At 65.9% G+C, this 14,418-nt stretch carries 13 protein-coding genes; 9 read left to right on the forward strand and 4 right to left on the reverse strand.

All coding sequences use genetic code 11. From position 1 onward, the window contains the following. The first annotated feature begins 68 nt into the window (after window positions 1–68). The 5 genes from dapD to cls all read left to right on the forward strand — a co-directional run bounded on the left by dapD (window position 69) and on the right by cls (window position 5,066). Window positions 69–896, forward strand: a complete 828-nt coding sequence (gene dapD, locus A3CW_RS0113620) for a 2,3,4,5-tetrahydropyridine-2,6-dicarboxylate N-succinyltransferase (protein WP_028204072.1) — start codon at window positions 69–71, stop codon at window positions 894–896. Next, complete coding sequence (locus A3CW_RS0113625) at window positions 896–1,261, forward strand: ArsC family reductase (RefSeq protein ID WP_028204073.1); 366 nt, start codon at window positions 896–898, stop codon at window positions 1,259–1,261. Before dapD ends, A3CW_RS0113625 begins: the two co-directional genes overlap by 1 nt. Before the next feature lie 125 nt (window positions 1,262–1,386). Beyond that, window positions 1,387–2,526: a succinyl-diaminopimelate desuccinylase gene (gene dapE / locus A3CW_RS0113630; protein WP_028204074.1), complete on the forward strand. Its 1,140-nt coding sequence runs from the start codon at window positions 1,387–1,389 to the stop codon at window positions 2,524–2,526. Between the two features lie 33 nt (window positions 2,527–2,559). Further along, window positions 2,560–3,456 (forward strand): 50S ribosomal protein L3 N(5)-glutamine methyltransferase, encoded by an 897-nt coding sequence (gene prmB, locus A3CW_RS0113635; RefSeq protein WP_028204075.1) that lies wholly within the window; start codon window positions 2,560–2,562, stop codon window positions 3,454–3,456. A 167-nt stretch (window positions 3,457–3,623) separates the two neighbouring features. Beyond that, complete coding sequence (cls, locus tag A3CW_RS0113640; protein WP_028204076.1) at window positions 3,624–5,066, forward strand: cardiolipin synthase; 1,443 nt, start codon at window positions 3,624–3,626, stop codon at window positions 5,064–5,066. 24 nt (window positions 5,067–5,090) lie between these two features. Here cls and A3CW_RS0113645 read toward each other — a convergent pair whose 3' ends face one another. Beyond that, window positions 5,091–5,573 (reverse strand): glutathione peroxidase, encoded by a 483-nt coding sequence (locus A3CW_RS0113645; RefSeq protein WP_028204077.1) that lies wholly within the window; start codon window positions 5,571–5,573, stop codon window positions 5,091–5,093. 176 nt (window positions 5,574–5,749) lie between these two features. Between A3CW_RS0113645 and A3CW_RS0113650 the strand changes: the two genes are divergently transcribed. Then, the gene (locus tag A3CW_RS0113650; protein WP_028204078.1) at window positions 5,750–7,699 is read left to right on the forward strand and encodes an ATP-binding cassette domain-containing protein; all 1,950 of its coding nucleotides are present in this window, start codon (window positions 5,750–5,752) and stop codon (window positions 7,697–7,699) included. A gap of 66 nt (window positions 7,700–7,765) precedes the next feature. Continuing rightward, a complete protein-coding gene (locus A3CW_RS46225; protein WP_245623633.1) occupies window positions 7,766–9,013 on the forward strand; it encodes a CaiB/BaiF CoA transferase family protein in 1,248 nt (415 codons plus the stop codon). 68 nt (window positions 9,014–9,081) lie between these two features. On the opposite strand, the gene A3CW_RS0113660 is transcribed toward A3CW_RS46225, so the two are convergent. The 3 genes from A3CW_RS0113660 to alr form a co-directional block, all read right to left on the reverse strand. Further along, a complete protein-coding gene (locus A3CW_RS0113660; protein ID WP_028204079.1) occupies window positions 9,082–9,345 on the reverse strand; it encodes a DUF2866 domain-containing protein in 264 nt (87 codons plus the stop codon). Window positions 9,346–9,486: 141 nt separating this feature from the next. Further along, complete coding sequence (gene radA, locus A3CW_RS0113665; RefSeq protein ID WP_028204080.1) at window positions 9,487–10,863, reverse strand: DNA repair protein RadA; 1,377 nt, start codon at window positions 10,861–10,863, stop codon at window positions 9,487–9,489. A 16-nt stretch (window positions 10,864–10,879) separates the two neighbouring features. Continuing rightward, on the reverse strand, window positions 10,880–11,950 hold the full coding sequence (gene alr, locus A3CW_RS0113670; RefSeq protein WP_028204081.1) for an alanine racemase: 1,071 nt from the start codon (window positions 11,948–11,950) through the stop codon (window positions 10,880–10,882). Window positions 11,951–12,170: 220 nt separating this feature from the next. Between alr and lplT the strand changes: the two genes are divergently transcribed. Further along, window positions 12,171–13,481 (forward strand): lysophospholipid transporter LplT, encoded by a 1,311-nt coding sequence (gene lplT, locus A3CW_RS0113675; RefSeq protein WP_028204082.1) that lies wholly within the window; start codon window positions 12,171–12,173, stop codon window positions 13,479–13,481. A 117-nt stretch (window positions 13,482–13,598) separates the two neighbouring features. Next, window positions 13,599–14,405: a bifunctional hydroxymethylpyrimidine kinase/phosphomethylpyrimidine kinase gene (gene thiD / locus A3CW_RS0113680; protein ID WP_028204083.1), complete on the forward strand. Its 807-nt coding sequence runs from the start codon at window positions 13,599–13,601 to the stop codon at window positions 14,403–14,405. The last annotated feature ends 13 nt before the right edge of the window (window positions 14,406–14,418 follow it).

The raw sequence follows: 14,418 nt of genomic DNA on the forward strand, positions 1-14,418 counted from the left end.
GCGCCGGGGTCCTGCACCTCGCGGCGCGCAACACCGCTTTCAACCATCAATCTCACGAAATCACCACCATGTCGCAACAACTTCAGCAGATCATCGACACCGCCTGGGAAAACCGCGCCGACTTCTCGCCCAAGTCGGCCCCGAACGACGTGCGCGAAGCCGTCGCCCACGTCATCGCCGAGCTGGACAAAGGCGCGCTGCGCTGCGCCGAGAAGAAGGACGGCGACTGGGTCGTCAACCAATGGGTGAAGAAGGCTGTGCTGCTGTCGTTCCGCCTGGAAGACAACGCACCGATGCCCGCCGGCGGCTACAGCCAGTTCTACGACAAGGTGCCCTCGAAGTTCGCCAATTACACGGCCGAAGACTTCGCCGCGGGCGGCTTCCGCGTGGTGCCGCCGGCCATCGCGCGCCGTGGCTCGTTCATCGCGAAGAACGTCGTGCTGATGCCGTCGTACACCAACATCGGCGCCTATGTCGATGAAGGCACGATGGTCGATACGTGGGCCACGGTCGGTTCGTGCGCGCAGATCGGCAAGAACGTGCACCTCTCGGGCGGCGTCGGCATCGGCGGCGTGCTGGAGCCGCTGCAGGCCAACCCGGTCATCATCGAAGACAACTGCTTCATCGGCGCGCGCTCGGAAGTCGTGGAAGGCGTGATCGTCGAAGAGAACTCGGTCATCTCGATGGGCGTGTACCTCGGCCAGTCGACCAAGATTTACGACCGTGAAACCGGCGAAGTCTCGTATGGCCGCATTCCGGCGGGCTCGGTCGTGGTCGCGGGCAACCTGCCCTCGAAGGACGGCTCGCACAGCCTGTACTGCGCCGTGATCGTCAAGAAGGTCGACGCGAAAACACGCGCGAAGGTCGGCCTGAACGAGCTCCTGCGAGGCGACTGATGGCGAAGTCCGCCAAGACCGTTGTCTACGGCATTCCGAACTGCGACACCGTGAAGAAGGCCCGTGTGTGGCTCGAAGAGCACGGCGTCGAGTTCGAGTTTCACGACTTCAAGAAGGCGGGCGTCTCGAACGCGCTCGTCCAGGACTGGCTCAAGGACGTCTCGCTCGATCAGCTCATCAACAAGCGCGGCACGACCTGGCGCGGCCTGTCGGACGTGCACAAGGCCGAAGCCGACACGACCGCCGGCGCGATCGCGCTGATGATCCACAAGCCGTCGATCATCAAGCGGCCCGTCGTTGTGGTGAACGGCCGCGTGAAGACGCTCGGCTTTTCCGCCGATCAGTATGCGGAGCTGTTCGCTTGAGCGCCGCATGAGACCGGTGCGCCTGAACTGCTTCATGGCAGGTCTCGCGCGCACGGTCATGACAAGTTGTTGCCGGCCCCTGCTCCATCAGCGGCGCCGGCATTTTTATTGAAAGTGGTCTTTTTATGTCCGCCACCCTCGCCCTTACCGAATCCCTGATCGCGCGCGCGTCCGTGACGCCCGACGACCAGCACTGCCAGCGCATCATGACCGAACGCCTCAGCGCGCTCGGCTTCGCGTGCGAAACGATCGAATCCAACGGCGTGACCAACCTGTGGGCCGTCAAGCGCGGCAGCGCGGGCGCGCAAGGCCCGCTGCTCGCCTTCGCGGGCCACACCGACGTCGTGCCCACCGGCCCCATCGAGCAATGGAGTTCGCCGCCGTTCCAGCCCTCGCATCGCGACGGCGTTCTCTATGGCCGCGGCGCCGCCGACATGAAGACTTCGCTCGCGGCCTTCGTGGTGGCGAGCGAAGAGTTCGTGGCGGCGCATCCGCAGCATCGCGGCGCCATCGCGTTCCTCATCACGAGCGACGAAGAAGGCCCGGCCACCGACGGCACCGTGAAGGTCGTCGAGGCGCTGCAGGCGCGCGGCGAGAAAATGGATTACTGCATCGTGGGCGAGCCGACTTCGACGCATACGCTCGGCGACTGCGTGAAGAACGGCCGCCGCGGCTCGATGTCGGGCAAGCTCGTCGTGAAGGGTGTGCAGGGGCATATCGCCTATCCGCATCTCGCGAAGAACCCGGTGCACCTGCTGGCGCCCGCGCTCGCCGAACTCGTTGCCGAACAGTGGGACGACGGCAACGAGTACTTCCCGCCCACCACGTGGCAGGTGTCGAACCTGCACAGCGGCACCGGCGCGAGCAACGTGATTCCGGGCCACGCCGATGTGATGTTCAACTTCCGCTTCTCGACCGCGAGCACAGTGGAAGGCCTGCGACAGCGCGTCCACGCGATCCTCGACAAGCACGGTCTCGAATACGACCTGCACTGGAGCGTGAGCGGCCTGCCCTTCCTGACGCCGCGCGGCGCGCTCTCGAATGCGCTCGAAAAGGCGATCCACGACGAAACCGGCGTCACGACCGAACTGTCGACCACGGGGGGCACGTCCGATGGCCGCTTCATCGCGCGCATGTGCGAGCAGGTGGTGGAGTTCGGGCCGCCGAACGCCAGCATCCACAAGATCGATGAGCATATCGAAGTGAAATTCATCGATCCGCTCAAGAACGTCTATCGCCGCGTGCTCGAACAGCTGATCGCCTGACCGGCCAACCGAATACGCTCTGGAGTCCAGAACATGACCCATCCGCTCGCCGCCACCTTCGCCACCGTTCGCGACCTGCTGCGCTACGGTGTCTCGCGCTTTTCGGCCGCGCAACTCGCGTTCGGCCACGGCTCGAACAACGCCTACGACGAAGCCGCGTACCTGATCCTGCACACGCTGCATTTGCCGCTCGACCTGCTCGACCCGTTTCTCGACGCGCGCCTCACGAGCGAGGAAATCGACAAGGTGCTCGGCGTGATCGAGCGCCGCGCGACCGACCGCGTACCCGCCGCCTACATCACGCAGGAAGCGTGGATGCACGGCCTGCGCTTCTACGTCGATGAGCGCGTCATCGTGCCGCGCTCGTTCATTGGCGAGCTGCTCGCAGACGGCCTGCAGCCCTACGTGGAAGATCCCGAGCAGGTCGGCGCGGTGCTGGAGCTGTGCACCGGCTCGGCCAGCCTGGCGATTCTCGCGGCGCACGCGTTCCCGAACGCCGACATCGACGCCGTCGATCTGTCCGCGCCCGCCCTCGAAGTCGCGCGGCGCAACGTGCACGAACACGATCTCGACGAGCGCATCGCCCTCTTCGAAGGCGACCTGTACGCGCCGCTGCCCGAGCGCCGCTACGACGTGATCATCACGAACCCGCCGTACGTGAACGCCGACTCGATGCAGGCGCTGCCGCCCGAGTACCGTCACGAGCCGGAAATCGCGCTCGCGGGCGGCGCGGACGGCATGGACATCGTGCGCCGCATCATCAAGGACGCACGCAACTGGCTCAGCGACGACGGTGTGCTGGTGGTCGAGATCGGCAACGAGCGCGAGAACGTGGAAGCGGCGTTCGGCGGCCTCGATCTCGTCTGGCTCTCGACGAGCGGCGGCGACGATCAGGTTTTCCTGATTCAGGCCTGCGACCTGCCGGTCTGATTGTCCTGTGCGAAAGAGCCGCGGCGCTCGTGCGCCGTGTTTCGCCGCGCGCAGGACCGGGACGATCGGCGTCGCCGCAGCGGGTTCGGTAAGATTGAGCCCTCCGGCCGTGCGCTTCCCGGCGCGGGCCGGTCCTGCGTCCGGCTGAAGGAGCGTCCCACGCATCTATGCGATTCGACTGGTCACACCTCGGCACGCTGCTCGCGATCATCCATCTGCTCGGACTGATCGCAGCGTGCCACGCCATCCTCAACACGCGCACCTCGCAAGGCGCGATCGCCTGGGCCGTCTCGCTCGCGACGATGCCCTACCTCACGCTCGTCCCCTATCTCTTTCTCGGCCGCAGCAAGTTCGCGGGCTATGCGGACGCGAGACGGCTGCGCAACGAAACCTTGCGCTCACGCGCCCACGCGCCCGAATGGGACAAACTCGTCTCCGCGGGCGAATGGCCTGCCGACGAACTGGGCGTACGCGTGATCCGCACGTTCGCGCGCCTGGGCGGGATGCCGCTCGTGCCGGGCAACGCGGTGCGCACGCTCGTGAATGGCGAAGCGACCTTCTCCGCCATTTTCGATGCGATCGAGCAGGCCCGGCACTACGTGATCGTGCAGTTCTTCATCGTGCGAGCCGACGCGCTCGGCGACATGCTCAAGGACGTGCTGCTCGACTGCAGCAAACGCGGCGTGCGCGTGTACTTCCTGTACGACAGCATCGGCTCGTTCGACCTGCCCGCCAGCTACGTGCACGAGTTGCAGGACGGCGGTGTGGAGGTGCACCCGTTCTCCACGAAGCGCCACTTCGTGAATCGCTTCCAGCTCAATTTCCGCAACCACCGCAAGATCGTCGTGGTGGACGGCCAGCACGCGTTCGTGGGCGGCCACAACGTGGGTATCGAATACCTGGGCGCGAACGCGCGCCTCTCTCCGTGGCGCGACACGCATATCGAACTGCGCGGACCGGCGGTCGCCAACGTGCAGTTCGCCTTCACCGAGGACTGGTACTGGGCCACCCAGCAGTTGCCCGGCTGCGAGCCGCCCACGGTCGCGCCGCGCGACGGCGACGACATGTATTGCCTCGTTCTGCCCACGGGGCCGGCGGACCGCCAGGAGACCTGCTCGCTCTTCTTCGTCGAGGCGATCAACGCCGCGAAAAAACGCCTCTGGATCACGACGCCCTACCTCGTGCCCGACGAAGCCGTGTTTTCGGCCCTGCGCCTCGCAGCGCTGCGAGGCGTGGACGTGCGCATCATGATCCCGAGCCGGCGCGACCATTACGTGGTCTTCGAGGCGTCGATGCTGTACGCCTTCGATGCGGTGCGCGCGGGCATCCGCATCTTTCGCTACAAGCCGGGTTTTTTGCACCAGAAGGTCGTGCTGATCGACGACGTGGCTGCGGCCATCGGCAGCGCGAATCTGGATAACCGGTCGTTTCGCCTGAACTTCGAGATCATGGTGCTGACCGTGCATCGCGGCTTCGCGGCCGAAGTCGAAGCGATGCTGCTGCGCGACTTCGAACAGGCGTTCGAGATCGATCGCAGCGAGTATCGCGACGCGCCCGCGTGGCGCAAGATCACGATGCATCTCGCGCGGCTCTTCGCGCCGATTCTCTAGCGCGCCTGTGCCGCCCGGCTGCGCTCAGAGCCGCTTTTCGATGTCCGCTGCGATGGCCTCGGGTTTCGTCATGGGCGCATAGCGCTTCACCACGCCGCCGTTGCGGTCGACCAGAAACTTCGTGAAATTCCACTTGATGCCTCCGAGCCCGAGCAGCCCCGGCGCCTCGCCCGTGAGCCAGCGATACAGCGGATGCGCGTTTGCCCCGTTCACGTCGATCTTTTCGAACATCGGGAACGTGACGCCGTAGTTCTTCTCGCAGAAGCTGCCGATCTGCGCGGCGTCGCCGGGTTCCTGCTTGCCGAACTGGTTGCACGGGAAGCCGAGCACCGCGAGCCCGCGCGCGGCGTACTGGTCGTGGAGCTTTTGCAGGCCCGCGTATTGCGGCGTGAATCCGCACTCGCTCGCGGTATTGACGATCAGGAGCACCTTGCCCGTATAGCGCTCGAGGCTCACCGGCTCGCCGCCGCCGAGCGGTTGCGCCGAAAACGAATAGATCGATGTCATCTGGCTCTCCCGTGGAAAAGCGCCAGTCTACGTGAGAAAACGGGCAATTAGCACTCGACCGGACGGCTAGCCGTTCGGCCAATGCCGGCCGCAGCGCGGCACAGGCTGCGCGCCCCGGTCTGCGCGTCCCGGTCTAAAATAGCGCCTTCTTTCGTTTTCTTCCCGCCGGCGCCGTCGTGATCCGCTTCAACCAATTCAGTCTTGCCCGCGGCACCAAGCCGCTTTTCGAACAGACCTCGTTCACGCTGAACCCCGGCGAAAAGGTCGGTCTCATCGGCGCGAACGGCGCGGGCAAATCGACCCTGTTCGCCGTGCTGCGCGGCGAGCTGCACGCCGACGCCGGCGACTTCTCGCTGCCGCCGTCCTGGCGCATCGCGCACGTCGCGCAGGAAACCCCGGCCGTCGACCGCACCGCGCTCGACTACGCGCTGGACGGCGACGCCGCGCTGCGCGAAATCGAGGCCCGCATCGCCGCAGCTTCGGCGGCGCACGATGGCGCGGCCGAAGCCGAAGCGCACGGCGCCTTCGCCGACGCCGATGGCTACACCGCCCCCGCGCGAGCCGAAGCGCTGCTGCTCGGCCTCGGCTTCACGCTCGAGCAAACGCGCCAGAGCGTCTCGAGTTTCTCGGGCGGCTGGCGCATGCGCCTGAACCTCGCGCAGGCGCTCATGTGCCGCTCGGACCTGCTGCTGCTCGACGAGCCCACGAACCACCTGGATCTGGACGCGATCGTCTGGCTCGAAGACTGGCTGCACCGCTATCCCGGCACGCTCGTCGTGATCTCGCACGACCGCGAATTCCTCGACTCGATCTGCAACGTCACGCTGCATCTGGAGAACCAGCAGATCAAGCGTTACGGCGGCAATTACTCGCAGTTCGAGATCCTGCGTGCGCAACAACTGGCGCTGCAGCAAAGCGCGTATGAAAAGCAGCAGCGCACCGTCGCCCACCTGCAAAGCTTCATCGACCGCTTCAAGGCCAAGGCCACCAAGGCGCGCCAGGCGCAAAGCCGCGTGAAGGCGCTGGAAAAGATGGAGCTGATCGCACCGGCGCACGCCAGCTCGCCGTTCACGTTCGAATTCCGCACGCCCGACTCCGCGCCCAACCCCATGCTCGTGATGGAAGACGTGCGCTGCGGCTATCGGGCCGAGGACGGCAGCGAAACGCCCATCGTCGAGCGCGTCACGCTCTCGATCCAGAACGGCCAGCGCATCGGCCTGCTCGGTGCGAACGGCCAGGGCAAGTCCACGCTCATCAAGACGCTCGCGGGCACGCTCGCGGCGCTCTCCGGCGAGCTGCGCACGGGCAAGGGCCTGCAAATCGGCTATTTCGCGCAGCACCAGCTCGAAACGCTGCGCCCGGACGACTCGCCGCTCCAGCATCTCGCGCGTCTCGCGCCCGACACGCGCGAGCAGGAGCTGCGCGATTTCCTCGGCGGCTTCAACTTCCCCGGCGAAATGGCCGCGGCGCCCATCGCGCCGTTCTCGGGCGGCGAGAAGGCGCGCCTCGCGCTCGCGCTCATCATCTGGCAAAAGCCCAACCTGCTGCTGCTCGACGAGCCGACCAACCACCTCGACCTCGAAACGCGCTATGCGCTGACCATGGCGCTCGCGCAGTTCGAAGGCACGCTGATCCTCGTGTCGCACGACCGGCATTTGCTGCGCGCCACGACCGATCAATTCATGCTGGTGGCGAAGCACCGTCTGCAGCCGTTCGACGGCGACCTCGACGACTACCGCGACTGGCTGCTGGAACACGCGGCCGAGCAACGCGCGGCGCTCAAGGAGGCCGCTTCCGGCACGGCGAATGCGGCAAACGGCGCAAGTGCCGCCGATGGCGTCAATCGCAAGGAACAGCGCCGCCAGGAAGCGGAGCAGCGCCAGAAGGTTGCGCACCTGAAGAAGCCGTTACAGGCGAAAATCGGCAAAATCGAAAAGGAAATGGATGCGCTCAACGGCGAAAAGAGCACGCTCGACGCTTTCGTCGCCGACCCGGCGAGCTACGAGCCGGAGCAGAAGAGCCGCCTGACCGAAGCGATTCGCCGCCAGGCCGAAGTCGCCTCGCGCCTCGATACGCTCGAAGCCGAATGGCTCGATGCGCACGAGGAACTCGAGCAGATCGGCTAGCGCAGCGCTGAGTCACCATCGCGCCATTAGGCGCTTTCGCCAGGTATGTTCGCCAGGGAGTCACGAGTGTCGTCACCCGCCGCATTGCAGGGCCTTCGCGTACTGGATCTGACCCGCCTTCTGCCCGGGCCCGTGGCCACCTTGCGGCTCGCGGAAATGGGCGCCGATGTCCTGAAAATCGAGCCGCCCGGCGCGGGCGACGCGGCACGCGTGATGATGCAAAGCGCGGTGGACGAAGTGGCCGCGCGCCCCGGTGCGTTCTATCGTCTCGTCAATCGCGGCAAGCGCGAAACGCGAGTCGATTTGAAGACCGAGAGCGGCCGCTCGGTGTTGTTCGCGCTCGCACGCGACGCCGACGTCCTCGTCGAAAGTTTCCGGCCCGGTGTAATGGACCGCCTCGGCGTAGGCTACGAGGCCTTGCACAAGGTCAATCCGAAACTCGTCTACTGCGCGATCACGGGCTACGGCACGACCGGCCCTTTCGCCGGCCATCCGGGCCATGACATCAACTATGTCGCCTATTCGGGCGTGCTCGACCAATTGGCCACGGGCGACGGCGTGCCGGTGCTGCCCAATTTTCAGATTGCCGACCTGCTTGGCGGCGCACTCAGCGCGGTCACCCAGATTCTCGCCGCGCTCTGGCATGTGGCGCGCGGCGGCGAGGGCCGTTTCGTCGATGTTTCGATGGCGCACGCGAGTTACGCGCACAACGTGGTCGCCCAGGTCGCGCTGGCCAACGACGACGCCGCGGCGCTGCAGCCAGGCGGCGGTCTGCTCAACGGCGGCGTGCCCTGCTACAACCTCTATCGCACGAAAGACGGGCGGTGGCTCGCCGTTGGCGCGCTCGAGCTGAAGTTCTGGCAGACGCTGTGCCACGCCATCGGCCGCGACGACTGGACCGAGCGCCACTGGAGTCTCGGTCAGGCGATCGGCGGCGCGGACGCCGCCGCGCTCACGCGCGAGTTAGCGGCCATCATCGAGTCGGAGTCGCTGCAGACCTGGATCGACCGTCTGGAGGCGATCGACACCTGTGTTTCACCTGTCCTCACGCCGGGCGAGGCTTCGCGCCATCCCCTCTTCAATGCCGAAGTGCTGCAAGCCATGATGGACGAAATGGCCGCGAGGCAAACGCAGCAGGCCGCGCCCGGTATGCAGGCGGCGCCTTTTCAGCCAGGCGCTCAGCCGCAAGGCACGCACTCCGTCCAACCTGCCCGGCCGGTCCAACCCGGCCAACCTACGCAGCCCGGCCAGGGCACCGACACGTCGAGCGCGCCTGGCGGCAAAAAGCCCTTCACTTACGGCCCCTGGGGCTAGCCCTCGCCGTATCCCGCATCACCCGCGAGCACAATGAAAAAAGGGCGCTTCGCAGCGCCCATTTTTGTTTAGCGTCGCGGCAGCGTTTGCCGCGGCGTCCGTTCGTCGTCGTACATCACGTACTTGCGGCCTTCCACGTGGTGCGCAATGGTGCTGCGCACTTCGGCCGCCGTCACGTCTTCCGCCACGACGCGGCGCGAAATGCGCCCGTCGCCATCGATCCACTCGACGATACGGCACGTGCTGCCCCAAGGTTGCATGAGCGGCTCGGACACCCGGCAGCCGCGCACGACGATCGAACGACCGTCGAAGGACGTATCAGTCTGTTTCAAGTCGCTATCCTTTCCGCTCGACACGGGTTGAACATCGCGCCAAGGATAGGGAAATCGCGGTCTGAAATGGTTACAGCCGGAACCAGGGTTGTTACTAATCATTACGCGCCAGTACAAGCCATCTGCACGGGCGCGGCGTGCTCAATCCAGCTCGCGCACCCGGTCGATTGCTTCCTCGAGGCGCTCCACCGCAATCACCTGTAAACCTTCGATCGGCTGTTTCGGCGCATTGGCGCGGGGAATCAGGGCGCATGAAAAACCCAGCTTCGCCGCTTCCTTCAGACGATCCTGGCCGCGCGGCGAGGGTCGGATCTCGCCTGCGAGGCCGACTTCGCCAAAAACGATCAGACCCTTGGGCAACGCCTTGTTACGCATCGAAGAATGAATGGCGAGCAGCACGGCGAGATCGGCGGCGGGCTCCGTGATCTTCACGCCGCCCACGGCGTTGAGGAACACGTCCTGATCGAAGCACGCGATGCCGGCATGGCGATGCAGCACCGCCAGCAGCATGGCAAGCCGGTTCTGTTCGAGGCCGACGGCGAGGCGCCGCGGATTCGGCACGTGCGCCGTGTCGACGAGCGCCTGCACCTCGACGAGCAGCGGCCGCGAGCCTTCCTGGGTCACGAGCACGCAGGACCCCGGGACGCTCTGCTCGTGCTGCGAGAGAAAGAGCGCCGAAGGATTCGCCACGCCGCGCAGGCCCTTCTCGGTCATCGCGAACACGCCCAGCTCGTTGACCGCGCCGAAGCGGTTCTTGAACGCGCGCACGAGCCGGAACGACGAATGCGTGTCGCCCTCGAAATACAGCACAGTGTCGACGATGTGCTCGAGCACCCGCGGCCCCGCGAGGTTGCCCTCCTTCGTCACGTGGCCGACCATGATGATCGCCGTGCCCGACTGCTTGGCGATGCGCGTGAGCTGCGCCGCGCACTCGCGCACCTGCGCAACCGAGCCGGGCGCGGAAGTCAGCGCTTCGGAGTAGATCGTCTGGATCGAGTCGATGACCGCGACGTCGGGCTTCTCGGCCTCGATCGTCGCCTGGATCTTTTCGAGCTGGATCTCGGCAAGCAGCTGCAGTTCGCTCGCCATGGAGCCGGGATCGAGGAGCGCCAATCGTTGCGCGCGCAACGCGATCTGCGCTGCCGATTCTTCGCCGCTTATATAAAGTGCGCGACGCTCGGCTGCGATTTGCGCGAGCGACTGCAGCAGCAGCGTCGATTTGCCGATCCCGGGATCGCCGCCGATCAGCACCACGCCGCCCGCTACGAGGCCGCCGCCCAGCACGCGGTCGAACTCGCCCACGCCGGTCGTGAAGCGCGGCACGTCGGACGCCTCGATATCGGCGAGACGCCGCACCGGAGCGCTCTTCGCGAGCGACTGGAAACGGTGAGAGCTCGCCGTTTCGGCAACGCCTTCCACCAGCGTGTTCCACGCGCCGCACGCGGGGCACTGGCCCTGCCACTTGGGCGCCTGCCCGCCGCATTCGGTACACGTATACAGTGTCTTGACCTTCGCCATGCTCTTTGCCATGGCGTTATTCGGCCCGCACGGGAACACGCGGCGCAACGGCGCACATCAGCTCGTAGCCGATCGTGCCGCACGCTTTCGCGACGTCGTCGATGGGCAGATTGTTGCCCCACAGCTCCACGCGCGCGCCCACGCCCGCGCTGTGCACTGGCGTGAGGTCGACGGTGAGCATGTCCATCGAGACGCGGCCCACCACATGCGTGAGCACGCCGTCGACGATCACGGGCGTGCCTTCGGGCGCGACGCGCGGATAGCCGTCGGCATAACCGCACGCCACCACGCCGATGCGCATGGGCTTGCGCGCCGTGAAGATCGAGCCGTAGCCAACGGTCTGCCCTTCGGCGACGTGCTGCGTGGCGATCAGTTCGGACGCGAGCGTCATGGCCGGCTGCAGGCCCGTACCTTCGAGCGCCGAGGCGAAGCCCGAGGGCGAAGCGCCATAAAGAATGATGCCGGGGCGCACCCAGTCGAAGTGCGTTGAAGGATGCCAGAGCGTGGCGGCCGAATTGGCGAGGCTGCGCGCGCCGGCAATGCCTTGCGCACCGCGCTCGAACGTTGCCATCTGCTCGCCGACGCCGCGCGGCGTGTCGGCGTCCGCGAAGTGCGTCATCAGCGTGATCTGGCCGATGCCTGCACAGGCACGCGCACGCTCCCATGCGGCGCGATACTTCTCCGGCGTGTAGCCGAGCCGGTTCATACCGCTATTCATCTTGAGCTGGACGTTGACCGGCTTCGACAGACGCGCCATTTCGAGCATGCGCATCTGCTCGTCGCTGTGCACGACGGTCGTGAGGCTGTAGCGGTCGATCACGTCGATGTCGGTCGGCCGGAAAAAACCTTCGAGCAGCAGGATCGGCCCGGCCCAACCGAGTTCGCGCAGCTTCGCGGCCTCCTCGAGGTCGAGCAGGCCGAAACCGTCGGTTGCGCGCAGGCCGGGAAACGCGCGCGCAAGCCCGTGCCCGTAGGCGTTGGCCTTCACCACGGCCCAGATTTTCGACTTTGGCGCGTACTTGCGGACGACGGCGAGGTTATTGGCGAGTGCGGCGGTGTGGATCGTTGCTGAGAGGGGGCGCGGCATGGGAGATTTTTTCGCAAAGACGCTTTCGAATCAGGAGCTTACAGGGTGTTTTCAGCACCCGACAGGCCCGCCTGACGGGCGCTCAAGGATTGTGCTAGTCCGAGTGCACCTATTTTCGTGATATAAAGCCCTGCGCACAACCCATTTCGAACGTAATAAGCCCGGATGCCTCCCACCCGTCCGGGGCGGACGGACCGCAGCGAGGAAAGCATCGCATCAGATGAAAAAAGGCTTTTACACCATTATGGCCGCGCAGTTTTTTTCGTCGTTGGCCGACAATGCGCTCCTGATCGCTGCAATTGCACTGCTGAAAGATCTCCACGCCCCGAACTGGATGACGCCGTTGCTCAAGCTGTTCTTCGTCCTCTCCTACGTCGTTCTTGCCGCCTTCGTCGGCGCCTTCGCAGATTCCCGCCCCAAGGGCCGCGTGATGTTCATCACGAACACGATCAAGGTCGTGGGCTGCGCCCTGATGCTGGCCGGCACCCACCCCTTGTTTGCCTATGGCGTAGTGGGTTTCGGCGCAGCGGCTTATTCGCCCGCCAAGTATGGCATCCTGACCGAGTTGCTGCCGCCTGAGCGCCTCGTCGCCGCCAACGGCTGGATCGAGGGCACGACAGTCGGCTCGATCATCCTCGGCACCGTGCTCGGCGGCGCGTTGATCAGCCCCCACATCGCCTCGCACGTGCTGCGGCACACGCCCGCCGCGATCAGCACGCCCGCCGAAGCCGCGATGGTCGTCATCATGGTGATTTACGTGATCGCCGCCCTCTTCAATCTGCGCATTCCCGACACCGGCGCGCGCTACCCGCGCCAGCAACACGGTGTCATCCGCCTCATCACCGATTTCGCCGACTGCTTCAACACGCTCTGGGGCGACAAGCTCGGCCAGATCTCGCTCGCGGTCACGACGCTCTTCTGGGGTGCCGGAGCGACGCTGCAATTCATCGTGCTCAAGTGGGCCGAAGTCTCGCTCGGCATGTCGCTCTCCGAAGGCGCCGTGCTCCAGGCCGTGGTGGCCGTGGGCGTGGCGGCCGGCGCCATGATCGCGGCCGCGCGCGTGCCGCTCAAGAAGTCGCTCTCGGTGCTGCCGGTCGGCATCATCATGGGTCTTGCGGTCATGCTCATGGCGTTCTATACGCGCCATCTCTTTCCGCCGCATTGGGGCCTGCATATCGGCCACGTGCGCATTCCCGGCTACCTGATTTTTGCGTACCTCTTCCTCATGGTCGTGGGCGGCCTTTCGGGCTTCTTCGTGGTGCCGATGAACGCGCTGCTCCAGCACCGCGGCCATGTGCTGCTCTCCGCCGGCCACTCCATCGCCGTGCAGAACTTCAACGAGAACCTCTCGGTGCTCGTGATGCTGTGCCTCTACGCCGTGCTCGTCTGGCTCGACGTGCCGGTGACCATCGTGATCGTGCTGTTCGGCACGTTCGTCTGTCTGATGATGTGGCTCGTGATGCGCCGCCACCAGGCGAATCAACGCTCGTTCGACTCGGTCGCGCTGATCGGCGAAAATCACAGGCATTGATGGGCGCGCCTGTGGGCAAACCGTCCGTGCCGCCACGTCTGCTGAATCGATCCTTCCCTGCGCACGCGCGGCACGTCTTGTCGACCCGGCCGCGCGCGACGCGCACCTGACGCTGCCATGACTTCACCGATTTTCAACGTTCTCACGATCGCCGGCTCCGACTCGGGCGGCGGTGCGGGCATTCAGGCCGACCTCAAGGCGTTCTCCGCGCTCGGCGCGTACGGCGCGAGCGTCATCACGGCGCTCACCGCGCAGAACACACGCGGCGTCACCGCGATCCACGCGCCCGACGCGGGTTTCGTCACCGCGCAGCTCGACGCCGTGTTCGACGACATCCGCATCGACGCCGTGAAGATCGGCATGCTCGCCAACGCGCAGATCGTGCGCGCCGTCGCCGACGCGCTGCGCCGCCATCAGCCGCCGCGCGTCGTGCTCGACACCGTAATGATCTCGAAGAGCAATCACGCCCTGCTCGCGCCCGAAGCGGTCGCTGCGCTGCGCGAGGAGCTGCTGCCGCTAGCGGCCGTCGTCACGCCGAATCTGCCGGAAGCCGCGGCGCTGCTCGGCGTGTCGCCCGCCGCAGATGAAGCCGCGATGGTCGAGCAAGGCGAAGCGCTGCGCGCGCTCGGTGCACAGGCGGTGCTGATGAAAGGCGGGCATCTGGGCAGCGCAGACAGCCCCGACTGGCTCATCGAAGCCGGCGGCACGCTGCGCCTGGGCGGCCCGCGCGTGCCGGTTACGAATACGCACGGCACGGGCTGCACGCTCTCTTCCGCCATTGCCGCACTGTGGCCGCAGCGCGGAGCGCTCGCACCGGCCGTTGGCGAAGCCAAGCAGTATCTGACGGCGGCGCTGGAGGCCAGTGATCGACTCGACGTCGGTCATGGCGTCGGCCCCGTGCATCACTTCTGGCGCTGGTGGTGAGCGTGCTTTCGCG

It is taken from the genome of Paraburkholderia nodosa DSM 21604 (genome assembly GCF_000519185.1).
Lineage (GTDB): Bacteria > Pseudomonadota > Gammaproteobacteria > Burkholderiales > Burkholderiaceae > Paraburkholderia > Paraburkholderia nodosa.

Excerpts from the sequence above, each read along its gene's own strand:
- dapD (WP_028204072.1), top strand. The coding sequence starts at position 69 with ATGTCGCAACAACTTCAGCAGATCATCGACACCGCCTGGGAAAACCGC.
- A3CW_RS0113625 (WP_028204073.1), top strand. The coding sequence starts at position 896 with ATGGCGAAGTCCGCCAAGACCGTTGTCTACGGCATTCCGAACTGCGAC.
- dapE (WP_028204074.1), top strand. The coding sequence starts at position 1,387 with ATGTCCGCCACCCTCGCCCTTACCGAATCCCTGATCGCGCGCGCGTCC.
- prmB (WP_028204075.1), top strand. The coding sequence starts at position 2,560 with ATGACCCATCCGCTCGCCGCCACCTTCGCCACCGTTCGCGACCTGCTG.
- cls (WP_028204076.1), top strand. The coding sequence starts at position 3,624 with ATGCGATTCGACTGGTCACACCTCGGCACGCTGCTCGCGATCATCCAT.
- A3CW_RS0113645 (WP_028204077.1), bottom strand. The coding sequence starts at position 5,573 with ATGACATCGATCTATTCGTTTTCGGCGCAACCGCTCGGCGGCGGCGAG.
- radA (WP_028204080.1), bottom strand. The coding sequence starts at position 10,863 with ATGGCGAAGGTCAAGACACTGTATACGTGTACCGAATGCGGCGGGCAG.
- alr (WP_028204081.1), bottom strand. The coding sequence starts at position 11,950 with ATGCCGCGCCCCCTCTCAGCAACGATCCACACCGCCGCACTCGCCAAT.
- lplT (WP_028204082.1), top strand. The coding sequence starts at position 12,171 with ATGAAAAAAGGCTTTTACACCATTATGGCCGCGCAGTTTTTTTCGTCG.
- thiD (WP_028204083.1), top strand. The coding sequence starts at position 13,599 with ATGACTTCACCGATTTTCAACGTTCTCACGATCGCCGGCTCCGACTCG.